The sequence below is a fragment of the Leifsonia aquatica H1aii genome (genome assembly GCF_000633535.1).
GTDB lineage: Bacteria > Actinomycetota > Actinomycetes > Actinomycetales > Microbacteriaceae > Leifsonia > Leifsonia aquatica_A.
The window spans coordinates 396055-411602 of the sequence record NZ_AYMR01000007.1 but is presented as its reverse complement, the minus strand read 5'-3'; the positions used below and the strand labels follow the sequence as shown (position 1 = coordinate 411602).

General features: G+C 73.6%; 11 protein-coding genes. 7 read left to right on the top strand and 4 right to left on the bottom strand.

The features are described 5' to 3' along the window. Window positions 1-13: 13 nt before the first annotated feature. Window positions 14-631, bottom strand: a complete 618-nt coding sequence (locus U870_RS0107560) for a TetR/AcrR family transcriptional regulator (protein ID WP_025156800.1) — start codon at window positions 629-631, stop codon at window positions 14-16. Window positions 632-640: 9 nt separating this feature from the next. After that, window positions 641-1492 carry a helix-turn-helix domain-containing protein gene (locus U870_RS0107555; protein ID WP_025156799.1) on the bottom strand — a complete coding sequence of 284 codons (852 nt, stop codon included), beginning with the start codon at window positions 1490-1492 and terminating at the stop codon, window positions 641-643. A 107-nt stretch (window positions 1493-1599) separates the two neighbouring features. Here U870_RS0107555 and U870_RS0107550 point away from each other — a divergent pair, with 107 nt between their 5' ends. The 7 genes from U870_RS0107550 to U870_RS0107520 all read left to right on the top strand — a co-directional run bounded on the left by U870_RS0107550 (window position 1600) and on the right by U870_RS0107520 (window position 10197). Continuing rightward, window positions 1600-3243, top strand: coding sequence for an ABC transporter transmembrane domain-containing protein (locus U870_RS0107550; RefSeq protein ID WP_081815207.1), 1644 nt, complete (start codon window positions 1600-1602; stop codon window positions 3241-3243). Beyond that, complete coding sequence (locus U870_RS0107545; RefSeq protein ID WP_025156797.1) at window positions 3240-5060, top strand: ABC transporter ATP-binding protein; 1821 nt, start codon at window positions 3240-3242, stop codon at window positions 5058-5060. Before U870_RS0107550 ends, U870_RS0107545 begins: the two co-directional genes overlap by 4 nt. A 73-nt stretch (window positions 5061-5133) precedes the next feature. Next, complete coding sequence (locus U870_RS0107540; protein ID WP_029947338.1) at window positions 5134-6186, top strand: FecCD family ABC transporter permease; 1053 nt, start codon at window positions 5134-5136, stop codon at window positions 6184-6186. Further along, entirely contained in the window at window positions 6183-7253 is a 1071-nt protein-coding gene (locus U870_RS0107535; protein WP_029947337.1) for a FecCD family ABC transporter permease, read from the top strand. The genes U870_RS0107540 and U870_RS0107535 overlap by 4 nt, the downstream gene beginning before the upstream one ends. Next, complete coding sequence (locus U870_RS0107530) at window positions 7250-8167, top strand: ABC transporter ATP-binding protein (RefSeq protein WP_025156794.1); 918 nt, start codon at window positions 7250-7252, stop codon at window positions 8165-8167. The genes U870_RS0107535 and U870_RS0107530 overlap by 4 nt, the downstream gene beginning before the upstream one ends. Beyond that, window positions 8164-9150, top strand: a complete 987-nt coding sequence (locus U870_RS0107525; protein ID WP_025156793.1) for an ABC transporter substrate-binding protein — start codon at window positions 8164-8166, stop codon at window positions 9148-9150. The genes U870_RS0107530 and U870_RS0107525 overlap by 4 nt, the downstream gene beginning before the upstream one ends. A 69-nt stretch (window positions 9151-9219) precedes the next feature. After that, entirely contained in the window at window positions 9220-10197 is a 978-nt protein-coding gene (locus tag U870_RS0107520; RefSeq protein WP_025156792.1) for a zinc-binding dehydrogenase, read from the top strand. 46 nt (window positions 10198-10243) lie between these two features. On the opposite strand, the gene U870_RS0107515 is transcribed toward U870_RS0107520, so the two are convergent. Both U870_RS0107515 and U870_RS0107510 read right to left on the bottom strand, forming a co-directional pair. Beyond that, the gene (locus tag U870_RS0107515; RefSeq protein ID WP_025156791.1) at window positions 10244-11560 is read right to left on the bottom strand and encodes a M1 family metallopeptidase; all 1317 of its coding nucleotides are present in this window, start codon (window positions 11558-11560) and stop codon (window positions 10244-10246) included. Continuing rightward, window positions 11557-15510: a Pls/PosA family non-ribosomal peptide synthetase gene (locus tag U870_RS0107510; protein ID WP_025156790.1), complete on the bottom strand. Its 3954-nt coding sequence runs from the start codon at window positions 15508-15510 to the stop codon at window positions 11557-11559. Before U870_RS0107510 ends, U870_RS0107515 begins: the two co-directional genes overlap by 4 nt. Window positions 15511-15548: the final 38 nt, after the last annotated feature.

Genomic DNA, 15548 nt, shown 5'->3' with positions numbered 1-15548 from the left:
AGATAAGGTAAGGCTAACCTTGCAAGACATCCCTGCGGCGGAGTTCGACGCCGTCGAGCACCAGCTCGCAGCGCTCGTCGAACCAGCGGTCCCACTGGTCCGGGTCGCCCTCCTCCCGCCGGACGGCCGCCATCGACTCCTCCATGGCCACCGTCGCCAGCAGCTTGACGGCCACCGCAGCCGTGCTGTCGCCCAGGCCTTCGGCGGCGAGCACGGCCTGCGCCTGCTCCAGGAGGAGGTCGTAGCGCGGCGGGGGAGAGGTCAGCTCGGTCAGGGCGAGCGCAAGCCCCGGGTGGGCGAGCAGCGCGTCCAGCAGGGTGCGGGACACCGCCCGCAGATAGACCCGCCAGGAAGGCTCGCCTCCCACGGGCGCGGTCGGTGGCGGCGGCAGCTCGACCCCCTCCAGAGCGGCCTGCGCGGCGAGCCGGATGAGCTCGGTACGCCCGGAGACGTAGTGGTAGAGCGCGCCGGGCGTGGTCCCGAGGCGCCGGGCGACCTTGGCGAGCGAGAAGTCGGTCAGCTCCGCGAGAGCCGCCTGCGCGATCGCGTCGCGGTCGAGCTCCGGCGGGCGACCCCGCCGCCGGCGCCCGGTGCCGGGGTCGATCGGGGTGCGCGCAGCGGGTTCCTTCATCGGGCCAGCCTACTGAGCGGCCCCGCCCTCGACGAGGTCCGTCGTGTCGGTACCGGACGTGCCGGTGTCGGTCGGATCGGTGCCAAACGTGCCGGCCGGATCGGTGCCGGTCGGATCGGCCTCCGTCGCGTCGACCCCCGCCGAGAAGTACGCGCCGGGCGTGCGGCCCGCGACTCGGTGAAAGGCGGAGATGAACGCGCTGGGCGTGCTGTACCCCACCCGGTATGCGACACGGGAGACCGTCTCGCCCTCCGCCAGCAGCGCGACCGACGCCTGCAGCTTGGCGTGGGTGCGCCAGGTGCCGAAGCTCATCCCGGTCTCGGCCTGGAAGAGGCGGAGGAGCGTGCGCGCGCTCGCGCCGACCTCGCGGCCGAACTCGTCCAGGCTGCGTCGGTCGGCCGGGTCGGCCAGCAGGAGCCGGGCGACATCCCGGGCCCGTGGATCGTTCGGCAGGGGGACGGCGATCGCCCGTTTGCCCACCGGTCGCAACGTGTCGACGAGCACCCGCTCCGCGCGTCGGCGTTCCTCAGCGCCGAGCTCGTCGCGCAGGTAGGCGACCAGGTGCCGGCTCAGCGGGCTCATCCGCACGACCGTCGGCGCGGCCCACTCCACCGGGGTCCGCGCGGGATCGAAATAGATCCCCTCCATCACGGATTCGCGCACCGCGAGCGGGGCGTGGACCACGCCGGCCGGCATCCACAGGCCGAGGGTGGTCGGCAGTACCCAGTACCGCCCCTCCACCTCCACGGTCAGCACGCCGGACGACGCCCAGATCAGCTGGTGGTCATCGTGCCGGTGCGGCTCGAAGCCTTCGCCGCGGTCGAGGGCGAACCGGGACAGCTCGATGACGTCGGTGCTCACGCAGGACTCCTCCGGGTGCGGGTGCGGGATGGTGATTGGCGGGTGCGCGCTATGGGTTGTCAGCATAGCGCTCAGCCGCCAGGCGGTCCGCGCCCTACGGTCGAGATGTGTCCCGTCTCACCCGATCGAGCAGCCGGCGCCCTCGGCCCTCCACTCCCGGCGCACTGCTCCGGCGAGCCATCGGTTCCCGGCGCCGGGACCTGATCCTGGCCTGCACGCTCTCCAGCGGTCACCAGGTGGGTGAGGCCCTCGTCCCGGTCGTGATCGGCGCGACGGTGGGCGGCGCGATCGACGGGGGGACGCCGTGGGAGCTGGTGCTCTGGCTCGTCGTCCTGGCTGCCGTCTTCGTGCTGCTGTCGTTGTCCTATCGCTTCGGTGCACGCGCCGCCGCCCGCGCGAAGCAGCACGTCGGGCACGACCTCCGGCTGCGGGTGGTCGAGAGCGTGCTCGCCGCACCGGCCGCCGACCGTGGACCGACCCGCACGACGCCCGGGCTCGCGGCGGACGAGGCGCCGGGGGAGCTGCTGACCCGCGCATCGAGCGACGCGGATCGCGTGGGAGGTCTCGTGGGCGTCGTGGCATCGGCCCTCGCGGGCGTGGTCGCCCTGGTCGCGGCGGCCACGGTGCTCCTGGTCTCGTCGCCGCTGCTCGGCGTGGTGATCGTCGCTGGCACCGTCGCGGTGCTCCTGGTCAACGCCGCCGTCGCACGCGGGGTGGAGCGGCGCAGCGGCGACGAGCAGCGGGAGGCCGGCCGGGCGGCCGTCCTGGCCGAGGACCTGGTCCGGGGACTGCGCGTGGTGAAGGGCCTGGCAGCCGAGTCGCCGGCCGCGCGACGCTATGCGGCCGCCGGCCGGCGCGCGACGGCGGCGGCGACCGGCGCGGCCAGGGCGCACGCCCTCCGTGACGGCGTCACGGTGGCGACCGCCGGCGCGTACCTGCTCGTCGTCGTGGGCGTGGGAGGTGCGCTCGCCCTGACCGGGGCGCTGTCCCTCGGCGGCCTGATCGCCTCGCTCGGACTGGCGCAGTTCCTGGCCGGTCCATTGCAGACACTCGCCGGGGTGCCGGCTGCCGCCGCTCGCGCCCGGGCGTCGGCCGAGCGCATCCTGGGCGTGCTCGGCGACGGCAGGGACGCACAACGCGACGGCCGGGACGCGCACCCGCGTTCCGAGACGTGTGCTGTCGGCGATTCCGTTCCGGACCTGGATCTGCCCCTGCCGGACGGCGGCATCACGCCGGACGGCGGCATCACGGTCCCGGCGGGCACGTTCCTGGGGGTCATCGCCCCATCGCCGGCGGTGGCCTCGCGCTTCCTCAGCGCCCTGCGGGCCGCGTCCGGCGAGACCGGAGGCCGGGTTCTGGTCGTTCCGCACGAGGCCGCCCTGTTCGCGGGGTCACCCCGGGACAACGTCGCCGCGGTCGCCGTGCCCACGGCGGTCGATCCGGCGCTGCATGCCGCGTTCGCGGACGAGATCGTCGCCGACGAGGTGGGCGAGGCTGGTCTCCGGCTCTCCGGTGGGCAGCGGCAGAGGGTGGCGCTCGCCCGCGCGCTGGCGGCCGATGCGCCGGTGCTGGTGCTGAACGACCCGACGACGGCGATCGACGCCGCGACCGAGGACGTGATCGCCGCACGCGTGCGTGCGCTCCGAAGCGGACGCACGACCGTCGTGGTCACGTCGTCCGGTGCGTGGCTGGCGCGCGCCGACCGGGTGCTCACTCTGATGGACGCGCCGCAGGCCGAGGCGCGCGTATGAGCGCGACGACTCTCCTGCCGGTCGCCGCGCCGCGCGAGGTCCGGCGCTTCGCTGCGCGTGCGCTCGCTGGTTCCCGGATGACCGTGATGGCTACCGCCGCCGCCCTGGTGGTCGGCGGGGGAGCCGGCCTCGGCATCCCCGGCGGCATCGGCTGGGTGGCGCAGCTGCTCACGGATGGCGCCGAACCGGTCGCCCTCGTCGGCCCGCTGGCGCTGCTCGCGGCCTGCGCCCTCCTCGGCGGCCTCGCCGCGTGGGCGTCCGGAGTGCTGCTGGCGCGCGCCGTCCTCCCGCCGCTGGGCCGGCTCCGCGAAGACGTGGTGGACGCCGCCGTGGCCCTGCCGCTCGCCGCCGTCGAAGCAGGCTCGGGCGACCTCGTCTCGCGGGTCACCGACGACGTCGAGCAGGTCGCCGAGGTCGCGCAGGGGGCACTGGCCCGCCTGCTCACGGCCACCGTGACGATCGCCGTGACGCTGGTCGGGCTGGCGGGGCTCGACCTCCGCTTCGCCCTCGCCGCGCTGGTCGCCGTGCCGGTGCAGGTCGTCACGGTGCTGTGGTATTTGGGGCGCTCGGAGCGACTCTATGCGGAGGGCAGGCGTGCCACCGGGCGTCGGGCGTCGACCCTGCTGGAGACGTTCGCGGCGCTGCCCACCGTGCGCGCCTTCGGGCTCGCCGGCGACCGGTGCGAGCGGGCACGCGAGGCCTCGGCGGCGGTGGTCGACGTGGAGCTCGAGGCCGCCCGCACGATGACCCGGTTCTATGGGCGGCTGAACCTGGCCGAGTTCCTGGGGTTGGGCGCGATCCTGGTCGTCGCGTTCGTCCTCGTCCGCTCGACCGGGGCGGACATCGGGCAGGCGACCGCGGCCGCGCTCTTCTTCGCCGGGCTGTTCGACCCGATCAACGCCGCCCTCGGAACGGCGGACGACCTCCAGCGCGCGTCCGCGAGTCTCGCCCGGCTGGTCGGCGTGGTGGAGGCGGGGTCCCGGGTGCCGCGCGGGAGGTCCGCGCCGGCGGACCGGGGAGGAGTCGTGCTGGAGGGGGTGCGGTTCGGCTACGACGGAGTCCCGCTGCTCACCGACGTGGAGCTCGTGATCCCCTCCGGGAGCCACGTCGCGGTGGTCGGCACGACCGGGAGCGGCAAGAGCACCCTCGCCGCGGTGATCGCCGGCGTCCGCGCGGTCGACCGCGGGCAGGTGCGGGTCGGCGGCATCCCGATCGACACCGTCGATCCTGCACGCCGCGCGGAGGCCGTGGCCTTGGTCTCGCAGGAGACGCATGTCTTCGCCGGCACCGTCGTCGACAACCTGCTGCTCGGCGCGGCCCCCCAGGGAGGACTGCCGGAGAGTGCCGCCGCGGCCGCGGAGTCCGTCGACGCCGCTCTCGCCGCCGTCGGCGCGCGCGGCTGGATCGACGGCCTTCCGGAGGGCGTGGCGACGCGCGTCGGCGCCGGAGGGCATCCGCTCACACCGCAGCAGGCGCAGCACCTGGCGCTCGCCCGCCTCCTGCTCGTCGACCCGGCGGTGGTCGTGCTCGACGAAGCGACCGCGGAGTCCGGCAGCGACGTGGCGCGCATCCTCGACGACGCCGCCCGCGCCGCGATCGCCGGGAGGACTGCGATCGTCGTCGCGCACCGGCTCGAGCAGGCCGTGGAGGCCGACCTCGTGATCGTCCTGGAGGGCGGCGCGATCGTCGAGTCCGGCGCGCCCGCCGACCTGATCGCCGCCGGCGGCGCCTTCGCCACGCTCTGGAAACGTGGCGGCTGCGCGACACGAGATGTCCGATCCCCGATAGCGCGCACTATGGCCGGTGACATACGCTGACCTCTGGTTCAGTTTGGTTAGCCTTACCTAAGTCTCGGACCGACCCCCACCGTCGCCCCTCAGAAAGTCCTCCGTGTCCCTTCGCGCCCCACTCGCCTCTCCGGCGGCGCAGCTCGATCGCAGGGTGCGGCCGCTCCCGTGGCGGCTCGGCTGGCTCCTCGTCGCCGTCGCGCTCCTGGTGCTGCTGCTGGGGGCGAGTATCGCGATCGGCGCCAAGGCCATCCCGCTCGACCACGTGATCCCGGCGCTGCTGAACCCGGGGCGCTCGGACGACGATCTGGTGATCACTGGCCTTCGGGTGCCACGGACCCTGCTCGGCGTGCTCGCCGGCGCCGCGCTCGGCGTCGCAGGCGGCATCATCCAGGCGTTCACCCGCAATCCGCTCGCCGACCCCGGCATCCTCGGCGTGAACGCGGGCGCCGCCCTGGCCGTCACCGTCGGCGTCGCGGTGCTCGGGATGCGCGACATCGGCCAGTACCTGTGGCTCGCCCTGCTCGGGGCCGTGCTCGCCACCGTCGTCGTCTCCCTGATCGGGATGAGCGCGCGGGAGGGGGCGACCGCGCTGCGGATGACTCTCGCCGGGATCGGCGTCGCCGCCGTGCTGGGCGGCATCACCTCCGCCATCCAGCTCGCGAACCCCACGGCGTTCCAGCGCATGCTCGGCTGGTCCGCCGGCAGCCTCGTGGCACAGCCGGTTCAGGCCGCCGCGGTCGTCGCGCCGGTGATCGTGCTGGGCCTGGTCGTCGCGGCGGTCGCGACCCGTGGCCTCAACGCCCTCGCTCTCGGCGACGAACTGGCCGCCTCGCTCGGCAGCCGTGCGGCGGCCACGCGGACCCTCGCGGTCGTGGCCGTCACCCTGCTGGCCGGAGCGGCGACCGCCGCGGTCGGGCCGATCGCGTTCGTCGGCCTGATGATCCCGCACGTCGCCCGCGCGATCGTCGGCCCCGACCAGCGCTGGATCCTCGCCTATTCCGTCGTGCTCGGGCCGGTCCTGCTCCTCGGCGCCGACATCCTCGGGCGGGTCGTGATGAGCCCGGCCGAACTCCCGGTCGGGCTGGTCACGGCGTTCGTCGGAGCCCCGGTGCTGATCGCGCTCGTGCGCCGCTCCCGGACGGTCGCCCTGTGAGCGGAACGCGGGCGACCGGCGGAGCGACGGTGGACTTCGGCGGCGCGCAGGTCGTGGTCCGACGGCGCCGGACGTCGTTCCGGCTGCCGCGGCGCACGGTCGTGACCGTCCTCGTCCTGACCGCCGTCGCGGTCGCCATCGGGCTCGTCTCTCTCGCGACCGGCTCGTACGCGCTCGGCCTCGACCAGGTCGTCGGTGCGCTGAGCGGGCGCGAGACGGGGATCGTGCACACGATCGTGGTCGAGTGGCGGCTGCCCCGCGTGCTCCTGGCCGGCCTGTTCGGCCTGGCGCTCGGCGCGGCCGGCTCGATCTTCCAGTCGCTCACCCGCAACCCGCTCGGCAGCCCGGACATCATCGGCTTCGACACCGGCGCGTACACCGGCGCGCTGATCGTCCTCCTCGGGTTCCACGCCGGGTCCTCGCTCGCCGTCACCGGGGGAGCGATCGCGGGGGGCCTCGCGACCGCGGGCGTCGTCTATGCGCTGGCCTACCGCCGCGGGATGCAGGGGTTCCGGCTGATCGTGGTCGGCATCGGCGTGACGGCCATGCTGACCAGCGTCAACACGTGGATGCTGCTGCACACCGACACGATGTCGGCCATCGGGGCGGCGTTCTGGGGCGCCGGCTCGCTCGACAGCGCGAGCTACACGCAGCTGCTGCTCGCCGGCGGCGTCTTCCTGGTGCTGTTCCCGTGCGCTGCGGCGCTCGCCCGCGGGCTCGGGATCCTGGAGCTCGGCGACGACGCGGGGGCCCAGCTGGGCGTCCCGGTGGAGCGCACGCGCCTGGCGGCGACGATCGTCGGCGTCGCGCTCAGTGCGACCGTCACCTCCCTCGCCGGACCGATCGCGTTCATCGCGCTCAGCGCACCGCAGATCGCGCGCCGCCTCGCCGGCACGGCCGGCGTCACTCTGGGTGTCTCGGCGGCGACCGGCGCCGTCCTTCTGCTCGCTGCGGACTGGATCGCGCAGCACGCGCTGCCCAGCGCCGTCCCGGTCGGGCTCGTCACCGTCGTGCTGGGCGGCGGCTACTTCGTCTGGCTCCTGATCGCAGAAGGGCGACGCCGATGACCACGACCGCCTCCACCGCCCCCGTGCCGCCGACCGCGGGGCCGACGCCGCCCCTGGCCGTGAGCGGCGCGACACTGGGCTACGACGGCCGAACGATCTCGGACCGGCTCGACGTCGAGATCCCGGACGGCTCGTTCACGGTCATCGTCGGGCCGAACGCCTGCGGCAAGTCGACCCTGCTGCGCGGTCTCGCCCGCCTGCTGAAGCCGTCGACCGGGCAGGTGCTGCTCGACGGCCGCGACATCCACGGCCTCCGGACCAAAGAGGTCGCGCGCCGCCTCGGACTGCTGCCGCAGACCTCCCTCGCGCCCGACGGCATCACCGTGGCCGACCTCGTCGCACGCGGGAGGCATCCCCACCAGAGCGCCTTCCGGACCTGGAGCCGGGCAGACGAGGCCGCCGTCGCCGCCGCGCTGGCGGCGACCGGGATCGCGGAGCTCTCCGGCCGCCGGGTCGACGAGCTCTCCGGCGGGCAGCGCCAGCGGGTCTGGGTGGCCCTCGCCCTCGCGCAGGAGACCGGCATCCTGCTGCTGGACGAGCCGACGACGTTCCTCGACATCGCCCACCAGTTCGAGCTGCTCGAGCTCTTCCGCACCCTCAACCGGGAGGGCCGCACCCTCGTCGCGGTGCTGCACGACCTCAATCAGGCGAGTCGGTATGCCACGCACATCATCGCGATGAACGAGGGCCGCATCGTCGCCGAGGGCGTTCCGGCCGACGTCGTGACCGCCGAACTCGTCCACGAGGTCTTCGGACTGCCGGCGCACGTGCTGCCCGATCCGATCTCGGGCACCCCGCTGGTCGTGCCGCTCGGCGCGCCCGGCAGCGTGTTCGCCGTCGCGCCGCCGACGCCGCCGCCCAGCTCTCTTTCCCCCACCCCCGCCCGCACCACCGATCGAACGAAGGACACATGACCCACCTCGCCTCCCGTCGTCCACGCCTCCGCCGCGCGGCGCTCGCCCTGACGGGCGCCGCCCTCGCGCTCGCCCTGGCCGCCTGCAGCGCGCCCGCCACCGGCGACTCCGGCAGCGGCTCCGGCGGCACGGACACCCGCAGCGTGTCCACGCCCGAGGGGACCGTGACGGTCCCGTCCCACCCCAAGCGCATCGTCTCGGTGCACGCCTGGACCACGGAATCGCTCCTCGACTTCGACGTCGCCCCGGTCGGCGTCGACAACGGCGGCGAGCAGTACGTCCCGGCGCGCTACCTCGCCGACTGGAAGAAGACCGAGAAGGTCACCGACGCGGGCACGATCGACTTCGAGAAGATCGCCGCCCTCAAGCCCGACCTGATCGTGGGCGTCGACGTGCCGTACCTCAAGGACGCGTACGCGAAGCTCTCCGCCATCGCCCCGACGGCGTTCGCGCCGTTCGACGACGACTCCACCTGGCAGGACTACCCCAAGTACACGGCCGACTTCGCCAACACCCGGTCCCGGTACGAGGCCCTCAAGAAGACGTACGACGACCGGGTGGCCTCCGTCTCGTCCGCCTACGCGGGTCAGCTCGCGACCGTGAAGTGGGATGTCATCCAGGGCGGCTTCGACGCCGGCAACTACTGGATCTACAGCGACACGTCACCGGTGGGCGCCATCCTGAAGCAGCTCGGCGCGCAGTTCGCCTCCGCCACGGCAGGGACCAAGGCCGGCGACAACCAGTCGGTGTCGTACGAGAAGACCGGCCTGCTCAGCGACGCGGACGCGCTGATCTACTACACCAACAACGACGGCACCCCCGCCAACAACATCGACAAGCTGTTCGCGCTGCAGAGCTACCAGGACCTCCCGGCCGTCGCCGGAGGTCACGCGGTCGGAACCCCCGACTTCCTGCCCGGTTCGTACTCCGACGCCCTCGGGGTCATCGACGCGATCGAGAAGAACCTGAAGACGTTCAAGTAGCCCAGCGGACGCACGGCGCGCGCGGCCTAGGCTGGAGAGGACCCTGTCCCTCCGAGCCAAGGAGCTTCCATGCGCGCTCTCGTCCAGCACGAATTCGGTGACCCTGCCCGGGTCCTGGGTGTGGAGGAGCGACCGCTCCCGGAACCGGGGCCCGGGCAGGTCCGCGTCCGGACCGTGCTCTCGCCCATCCACAACCACGATCTCTGGACCGCCCGCGGCACCTACGGCTACAAGCCGGAGCTGCCCGCCCAGGCGGGGACCGAGGCCGTCGGCATCGTGGACGCGCTCGGCGAGGGCGTCGAATCGCCGGCGGTGGGCCAGCGCGTCGTCACCGGAGGCACCTTCGGCGTGTGGAGCGAGTACTTCGTGGCGAAGGCCGCGGGACTCATCCCCGTGCCCGACGCCCTGAGCGACGAGACGGCCGCCCAGCTCGTGGCGATGCCGTTCAGCGCGCTCAGCCTGCTCGACTTCCTCGAGGTCGAGGCGGGCGACTGGATCATCCAGAACGCCGCGAACGGAGCCGTCGGCCGCCTGCTCGCCCAGTTCGCCGCCACGCGGGGCGTCAACGTCATCGGGCTGGTGCGGCGGGAGGCCGACGTGAAGGTGCTCGCCGAGGCGGGCATCGGCAACGTGGTCGCGACCGGTCACGACGATTGGCGCAGCCACGTCGCCGATCTCACCGGTGGCGCTCCGATCGCGGCCGCCGTCGACTCCGTGGGCGGCGAGTCCAGCGGCGACCTGCTGCACCTGCTCGTCGAGGGCGGCACGCTCGTCTCTTTCGGTGCGATGGCCTCCGACACGATGTCGATCTCGTCGGGCGACGTCATCTTCAAGCAGGCCACCGTGAAGGGGTTCTGGGGCAGCAAGGTGAGCGCCGCCATGCCCGCCGACAAGCGCAACGCGCTGTTCGGCGAGCTGATCACGGCCGCCGTCTCCGGCGGGATCACCCTTCCGGTCGCCGGGGTGTACGTGCTGGACGACATCCACGACGCCGTGCACGCCAGCGACCGCCAGGGCCGGGTCGGCAAGGTACTGCTGAAGCCGTAGGCGTACGCGGCCCGGTCGGCGACCGGTCGCCCTCCGGGCCGACGCTTCAGGCGGAGAGCGACGGCAGCCGGGTCCCGCGCAGCCAGGCGTCGAAGAAGTCGTCGAGCGGTTCGTCGGCGTATCCGGCGGCGAACGTCTCGAACTCCGCGGTGTCCACGGTGCCGAATTGGTACGCCGCGCTCCAGTCGCGCAGGAGAGAGAAGAAGCGGTCGTCGCCGATCCGGTTGCGCAGGGCGTGCAGGGTGCAGGCGCCGCGCTTGTAGACCCGGTCGTCGAACATGGTGTCCGGCCCCGGATCCGCCAGGACGAGGTCGTGCGGCTTCATACGGAGCAGCGCGTGGTGGGTGCGAGCGAGCGTGTTCGCCGACGGACCCCCGGAGGACTCCGACCAGATCCATTCCGCGTAGCAGGCGAATCCTTCGTTCAACCAGATGTCCCGCCAGCCGGCGAGCCCGACGCTGTTGCCGAACCACTGGTGGGCCAGCTCGTGGGCGATCAGACGTTCCGAGCCGCCCCGGCCGTCCACGTGGGATTCGCCGAAGGTCGCCATCGCCTGCGACTCCAGCGGGATCTCCAGCGGGTCCTCGGTCACGACCACGGTGTACGACGGGAACGGATACGGCCCGAACCGCTCCTGGAAGCACTCCAGCATCCGCCCGAGCGGCGCGAAGTCGGCCAGCACCCGCTTGGTCAGCGCGGGCGGGTAGGCGAGCACCACCTCCACGCCGCCCGAGCGGCGGGGCTCCAGCGCGTAGCGGCCGATCTGCACGGCGGCGAGGTAGGTCGCGGTCGGCTCGTCCCGCTCGAACAGCCAGCTGCCGCGGCCCGCGGCGACCCGGTGCTCGACCAGTTCCCCGGTTGCGAGCACGGTGTAGGCCTGCTCGGTGGTGACGCGGATGCGGTAGGCGGCCTTGTCGGAGGGACGGTCGTTGCACGGGAACCAGGTCGGCGCCCCGGAGGGCTGCGACGCGACGATCACGCCGTCCGTCAGCTCCTCCCAGCCCAGCGTCCCCCAGCGCGTGCGCCGCGGGGTCGGGGACCCGTCGTAGGCGATCTCGACCGTGAACTCCGCGCCCGCGGCGATCGGCGTGCCGGGGGAGATCCGCAGGTGCGTGGCGTTCTGCGTGTGCTTGGTGCGCTTCTCGCCCGCGAGGCGCACCTTCTTGGCGCGCAGATGGACGAGGTCGAGCACGATCGCGGTCAGCACCGTGTTGGCCCGTCCGGTGATCACGGCGGTCGCATCCAACCGGTTGGTCGCCACCCGGTAGTCGAGGGTCAGGTCGTAGCGCAGCACGGCGTAGTCGTCCGTCCCGGATCGGGGGAGGTAGCTGTGCGCGGCCGTCTCGACGGGCGCGCCGATCATCGGGCCGCCCGCTTCTGGTACTCGCGGACCACGACCTCGCGCCAGGGACCGATCGGGTTGCCGCTCCACCGGCTGCCGTCGGGCACGCTCTCGCCGCGCATCACGAGGGAGGCCGGCCCGACCGTCGCATCGGCCCCGATCGCGGCGGCGGGGAGGATGACGCTGTGCGGGCCGAGCGTGCCTCCGCGTTCGATCGTGACCGTGTCCATGCTCATGATTCGATCATGGAACAGGTGCGTCTGCACGACGCAACCCCGGTTCACGGTCGTCGCGTCGCCCAGTTCGACCAGATCCGCCTCCGGGAGCCAGTAGCTGTCGATCCAGACGCCGTGACCGATCCGGGCACCGAGACTGCGCAGCCACCACACCAGCGCGGGCGTCCCGGCCGCGGACCAGGCGAACCACGGCGCGGCCACCATCTCGGTGAAGGTGTCGGAGACCTCGCTGCGCCAGACGAAGGACGACCACAGCGGGTGCTCACCGGCACGCAGGCGACCGATCAGGATCCACTTCGCGGCCGTGCTGATCGCGGCGGCGACGGCTCCCGCCGCCAGGAGCACGGGCCCGCTGATCAGGATCGCCCAGCCGACGCCCCAGTCCTGGAGGGCGAGCGCGAGCACGAGGAGCACGCCCAGCCCGATCGCGCAGGTGACGAACACCGGGATGATCCTCAGCAGCTCCCAGGTCGCCCGCGCGACCCGCAGGCCGGCCGAGGGGGCGTAGGTCCGCGAGAGGTCCGCCTCCTGGGTCTGGCGGCGGAGCCGGACCGGCGGCGAGCCCAGCCACGACGAGCCCGCCTTCGCCTTGCGCGGTGCGAACGACAGCACAGCGACCAGGCCGTCGCGCGGCACGCGGTTGCCCGCTCCCGCCATACCGGAGTTGCCGAGGAACGCACGCTCGCCGATCTCCACCCGGGCGACCCGCACGTAGCCGCCGCCGAGCTCGTACGAGGCGACGAGCGTGTCGTCCGCCAGGAAGGCGCCGTCGCGGATCTGCGTCATCGACGGGAGCAGCAGCACGGTCGACGCCTCGACGTCGCGACCGACCCGCGCGCCCAGCAACCGCAGCCAGACCGGGGTGAACAGGCTGGCGTACAGCGGGAACAGCACCGTGCGCGAGAGGTCCAGCAGCCGCTCGATCGACCATACCTGCCAGCCGATCCGGCTGCGCACCGGGTGCACGCCCTCCGTCACGCCGAGCCCCAGGAGGCGCACCAGGACGACGACCAGCCCGGCGAGCACGATCCCGGCGACCAGCGTCCCGGGGACGAGCGCGGCGAAGGCGCGACCGGCGGCGTCCCCGAGCCCGGAGGCGCCTCGCACCGCGGCGGCGAGCACCAGTCCGCCGACGGCGAAGCCGATGACGGGGACGAGGGACACCGCGAGGGACGCGGCGGCGTACGCGAACACCCATCGGGTGCGGCGCTGCGGTCGCACCTCGGGCCACCACTCGTGCGACCGGCCGACCCGCACGGCGGGGGAGCCGGCCCAGCGCTGGCCGGCCGGGACGCGCCCGAACACGGCGGAGCCCGGGGCCACGCTGGCGTTCCGGCCGACCTTGGCGCCGGGCATCAGCGAGCTGCGCGCACCGACCGAGCTGCCGGCACCGATGCGCACCTCGCCGATGCGCACCAGGTCGCCGTCGATCCAGTACCCGGCCAGGTCCACTTCCGGCTCGATGGAGGCGCCCGCACCGATCCGCAGCATCCCCGTCACCGGCGGAAGCGTGTGGAGGTCCACTCCCGGTCCGATCGTCGCGCCGAGCGCGCGGGCGTAGTAACTGATCCACGGCGCACCGGCGAGGCTCGCGGCGCCCACCTGGTGGGCGACCTGCTCCGCCAGCCAGAGCCGCAGGTGCACGCCGCCTCCGCGCGGGTAGTCGCCCGGCGCGACCCCGGCGAGCAGCAGCCGGGCCGCGACCACCGAGATCGCCATGCGGCCCCACGGCGTGACGAACACGACCAGTCCCACGATCAGCCAGACCAGGTCGACCTCGGGCAGCGCATCGAAGCCGCCGAACGGCCGGAGGATCGCCGAGGCCGTCAGCAGGTAGACCAGCCAGCGCATCCCGTTCAGGATGAACAGCGGCAGGCCGAGGACGGTCTGCAGCACCTGCATCCGGCGTGGGGTGCGGGGGACCACATGGGTCGAGGCCGCGGAGGGGGAGGGGGAGCTCTCGGCCAGGGCCTGCGTCATCGCTCCGAACCGGGGGTGCGCGTAGATGTCCGCCACGCTGATGTCCGGGTGGCGCCGGCGCACCAGGGACACCAGCTGCGCGGCGGCCAGCGAGCCGCCGCCGAGGTCGAAGAAGTTGTCATCGGGGCCGGTGACGGGCAGTCCCAGCACGCTGCGCCAATCGGCGGCGAGCCGTTCGGCCACCGGGTCGTCGGTCGTCGCCGACAGCCCGTCGTCGTCGGCGTCGAGCGGCCAGGGCAACGCCGCGCGATCGACCTTCCCGGAGGTGCGCACCGGGAGCTCGTCGACCACGGCGAGCAGGGGCACCAGGGCGGCGGGCAGCTCCTCCCGCAGCTGGGCGAGGGACGCGGAGCGGTCGAACGCCTCGCGCTCCGGGACGGCGAGATAGCCGACGAGGATGTCGTTGCCCGCGGCGCTCTTCCGCACCGCCGCGGCGGCACCCGAGACGCCGGGCAACGCCTGCAGCGCCGCCTCCACCTCGCCGAGCTCGATACGCCGGCCGCCGACCTTCACCTGGTCGTCCGCACGGCCCTGGTAGAACAGGCCGTCCCGGTCGAAGCGCACGAGGTCGCCGCTGCGGTAGGCGCGCTCCCACCCCAGCGTCGGCATCGGCGCGTACTTCTCGGCGTCCTTCGCCGGGTCGAGGTAACGGGCGAGTCCGACGCCGCCGATCACGAGCTCCCCGCTCTCGCCGTCGCCCACCGGGCGTCCGTCGGTGTCCACCACGGCGAGATCCCAGCCATCGAGCGGGAGCCCGATGCGGACGGGTTCCCCGGCGGTCAGCGCGGTGCCGCAGGCGACCACCGTCGCCTCGGTCGGCCCGTAGGTGTTCCAGACCTCGCGCCCCTCCACCGCCAGCCGGTTGACCAGCTCGGGCGGGCAGGACTCGCCGCCGAAGATCAGCAGGCGGACATTGTCGAGCGCCTCCGGCGGCCAGAGGGCCGCGAGCGTCGGCACGGTCGAGACGACGGTGATCCGGTGCGCCTCCAGCCAGGGGCCGAGGTCCATCCCGGTCCGCACCAGCGAGCGCGGCGCGGGGACCAGGCAGGCGCCGTGGCCCCACGCGAGCCACATCTCCTCGCACGAGGCGTCGAACGCGACCGAGAGCCCGGCCAGCACGCGGTCCTGGGCGCCGAGCGGCTCGTCGCGCAGGAAGATGCGCGCCTCCGCGTCCACGAACGCCGCCGCGGAGCGGTGCCGCACGGCCACGCCCTTCGGCGTCCCGGTCGAGCCGGAGGTGAAGATGATCCAGGCGTCGTCCTCCGGCACCGGAGGGTCGACGATCGGGACGGCCGAGGTGCTGGGATGCGGGGCTGCCGCACCGAACAGGGCGGTGTCCTCGCCGCCGGCCGACGCGGGACGGTAGCCCGCATCGCCGATCACCCCGCGCACGGCCGCTTCGCCGAACACCAGGTCCGCCCGCTCCTGCGGGTCGTCCGCGTCCACGGGCACGTAGGCCGCCCGCGCGGCGAGCACGGAGAGGATCGCCAGGTAGAGCTCCCGTGTGCCGGAGGTCATCCGCACACCGACGCGGTCGCCGGGGCGCACACCCGCGAGCCGCAGCCGCTCCGCACCGGCGAGCACGATGGCCAGGAGCTCGCGATAGCTCAGCGCACCGCGGGCGTCCTCGATCGCGGACGCCTCCGGGTGGCGCGCGACGGTCTCGCGCAGGATGTCCACGAGGGTGCGCGGGGCGGGGGCGTCGGCCGAGCGCAGCAGCAGTCCGGGCGCGGGTGTTCCGTCGGGCTCAGTCACGGGGTTTCACGCTAAGCCGAGACGGTTACCGGTAGGTG